The sequence below is a fragment of the Glutamicibacter sp. V16R2B1 genome (genome assembly GCF_005774635.1).
GTDB lineage: Bacteria > Actinomycetota > Actinomycetes > Actinomycetales > Micrococcaceae > Glutamicibacter > Glutamicibacter creatinolyticus.
On the sequence record NZ_VATX01000033.1, the window covers coordinates 1 to 3,254 of the forward strand.

A 3,254-nucleotide genomic window follows, 5' to 3' on the forward strand; every position below is an offset into this window, starting at 1 on the left:
TCATAGCGTGGGGGAAACGCCCGGTCCCATACCGAACCCGGAAGCTAAGGCCCACTGCGCCGATGGTACTGCACTCGTGAGGGTGTGGGAGAGTAGGACACCGCCGGACTTAACTTGATGAAGGGTTTGAGGCTCCAACCAGTGATGGTTGGAGCCTCACCTGTTTAAGCCACTAACCAGCAATCCGGTTCCGGCACATATTCTTTGCGCTGCATTGCCGCCAGGCCTCGCTTCCGTTCGACTCGGTGGCGGTTCGAGTCAAAGCTGCTGTTCACGCCCAAGCATGGACCTACGTAACCATCTCTACCTCTCGAGGTAAATGCGGTGACCTGGAGTACGCTTCGTAGAGATCAGCGTAACCATTAGGAGGGGCGGTAGTGGCACAGGACAAGGACTATGCCGTTTTTGTTCAAGAACTGACGGAGATTCTCGGTGCTGATGGTGTCAGTACCTCTCCGGAGGATCTGCTGGAGAATTCCCGCGATTACGGCCAACTGGCTACTGACCCGATCCTGCCGCTCGCAATTGCATACCCGAATCGGGTAGAAGCCGTTCAGGAGATCGTGCGATTGTGTTCCCGCCATGAAGTCCCGATCATCAGCCGCGGCGCTGGTACGGGAGTCTCCGGCGGTGTCCACGTGATGTGCCCATCGCTGGTACTGAATCTGTCTCGTATGAACCGCATCTTGGAGATCCGGCCACAGGACGAGGTGGCAGTAGTCGAACCAGGGGTCATCAATAACGAGTTAAATGATGCGGTTGCGGAGCACGGCCTCATGTATGCCCCTGACCCGGCAAGCTATCGGATGTCGACCCTGGGCGGCAATATTGCCACCAACGCAGGCGGGCTTCGTTGTGCGAAGTATGGGGTGACCCGAGAATCAGTGCTGGCACTGGACGTCGTGCTCGCGGATGGACAGCTGATCACAATTGGTGCCAACACATTTAAGGGAGTGGCCGGTTACGATCTGCGTTCGCTCTTCGTCGGCTCGGAAGGCACCTTGGGGATCGTTGTACGCGCCGTATTGCGGCTGCGCTACCTGCCTGTTGACCAAAGGGACATGAGTCTGGTCTTTGAAACACTCGAAGATGCCGTCGAAGGCGTCCAGATGATTGCCAGGGCCAGAGTTCAGCCCGCGATCTTAGAGCTCATCGATAGGCCGACGATGTCGGTGTTGGATCAGACCTATGGCACCGATATCGCTGAGCATGGCGAGGCGATGCTTCTGGTGCGATTGGATGGGTATGGCGCCAGGATTGAAGAGGATGTTGTTCGTACGGCGTTTGCGGAAGCGAAAGTTATCATCAGTGCTCCAGGCGATGAGTTTGCTTCGCGCCTCATCGAGATGCGTCGCACCAGCAGGGGGGATACCAAGGATGATGCCTACCGCATGGGCGAAGACGTGGCTATACCCAAGAGCTGCATGGTCGACTACGTGCGAAAGGTGCGTGGAGTTGCCGCCAAGTACGAGGTTGACGTGAGGATCATTGCCCATGCTGGTGACGGCAATCTGCATCCTACGTTTTCCGTTGAACCCGATGCCGGCGAAGATCCACTTGGCCGGCTCACCCTCGCCCTGGAGGAGAGCATCCGGTTGGCGCTGGAAGTGGGTGGAACCATCTCCGGGGAGCATGGCGTTGGTCTAATCAAACGTGAATGGCTCGCCTGGGAACAATCCTCCGCAGTGCTGGAGATCCAGCGGCAGCTGAAGAACGTCCTGGACCCGCAGGGCCTGCTGAATCCCGGCAAGGCCATCCCATAAGTGCAGCAGGTCACTCGATTTGGTTCCGTCCAATCTTGCGTGTACAGTATTATTTCGTTGCGAAAACAACGGGATGTGGCGCAGTTTGGTAGCGCGCGTCGTTCGGGACGACGAGGTCGCAGGTTCAAATCCTGTCATCCCGACCAAATAGCAGGAGTGGGAATCCGTAAGGATTCCCACTCCTGCTATTTCACGTTAACGTTCGGTTCCGCCCATGGGCCTTCTGTCACGACCGGGAGTTGTGGAATCTTCGAATGGTCCACAAGCGCAGCCTGGATATTACCCGATACCGGTGTACTGCCTACCGGGAGTCGCTAGAAGGTGACCGTAGGATAAACACATGGGGAATCCAAACGAGGAAGTAGCTGCGCCCACGCCGGACTTCGGCACGCGGCAGAAGATGCGCCAAAGGTTGCGTATTGTCTACTTCCTGGGAGTGGGAGGTGTGTGCTTCATCCTCACCCTGGTGGTCAACTATGGGCTGAAGTTAACCATTTTGACTGCGCATCCAACTACGGCGTTCTTGATCGCTAATGCTGTCTCGACGGTTGCCTCGTACTTCCTGTCCCGCCGGTTTACCTTCGGGGACATCGCCCATGGTCTGAAGCGTGTCCAGTTCATCAAGTTCGTCGTCATGTCGGTACTGGCGGTCGGGATCACCTCGGCGCCTGTATATATCTCGCGTTGGGTCTTTGGGTTAACGCAACCGCACGTCACACTGCTGGTGCAGGAGGTCGCCGACTTTGTCGCAGGACCGATCATCGGCACGCTGCTGGGAATGGTGTTCCGCTGGTGGGCGATGAAGAAGTTCGTATTTCTGGATCGTGAGCACCAACGCACGGAGATCACCGCCAACTGAGAAAGGCTGCGCAGACCCTAGGCTGCGGCTGTCGTCTAAGACGTTTAGGCTCATGACGACACTAAGCTTCGTCACGGGTACCTGCGCGCTTATGCGGCAGAGCAGTAGGCGGACCGCATTGGCGCGATGGTCGTTTCCCCGGCGCCCCAGAAGTAGTGCGTGAAGCGTATCTGACTCGGCTAGGCACCGTGTTACGACGATCACCTCAAAAGAGCTGCTTCCGAGTTTGCGCACGCTCTGGAATCCATGTATAGTTTTTATCTGTTGCCGCAACGAAGGACGGGGTCGAAACCGTCGGAAACACCGGCAACAAACTCCAACAAAAACCTGAGTCGATACAGTCAACTGTAAAAACAATAGGAATTGTTGAAGCGAAGAAAATAAATTCAGATCACAAAGAATGGATTTGACTTTCAGGAATTCGCTGGGATAAAATAATTACAGAGCGCCGGACGAGATCACGGGTCGAATTGATGTCGATGATGAACCGGTAAGCGCTTGTTGTTTGAGAACTCAATAGTGTGCCAAGTTTGTTGATACCAAATTATTTTTGTTTGGTGAATACGAAACATTTATTTGCTTGATCGCCCGCACCCCCGTGTGTGGTGATTGAGTGTTTTTTATTCGCCGGG

Annotated in this window: 2 protein-coding genes, 1 tRNA gene and 1 rRNA gene; all 4 read left to right on the forward strand. The window is 55.4% G+C overall.

All coding sequences use genetic code 11. The features are described from left to right. A 5S ribosomal RNA gene (gene rrf / locus FDN03_RS15340) occupies positions 1 to 109 on the forward strand; the annotation flags it as partial. Between the two features lie 268 nt (positions 110 to 377). After that, a complete protein-coding gene (locus FDN03_RS15345) occupies positions 378 to 1,763 on the forward strand; it encodes an FAD-linked oxidase C-terminal domain-containing protein (RefSeq protein WP_138178469.1) in 1,386 nt (461 codons plus the stop codon). Positions 1,764 to 1,832: 69 nt separating this feature from the next. Next, positions 1,833 to 1,909: transfer RNA gene (locus tag FDN03_RS15350), tRNA-Pro, on the forward strand. 194 nt (positions 1,910 to 2,103) lie between these two features. Next, positions 2,104 to 2,622 carry a GtrA family protein gene (locus FDN03_RS15355; protein WP_138178470.1) on the forward strand — a complete coding sequence of 173 codons (519 nt, stop codon included), beginning with the start codon at positions 2,104 to 2,106 and terminating at the stop codon, positions 2,620 to 2,622. Positions 2,623 to 3,254 lie beyond the last annotated feature (632 nt).

What these genes read in the sequence shown, in the direction of transcription:
- FDN03_RS15355 (WP_138178470.1), top strand. Translation starts at nt 2,104, where the DNA reads ATGGGGAATCCAAACGAGGAAGTAGCTGCGCCCACGCCGGACTTCGGC.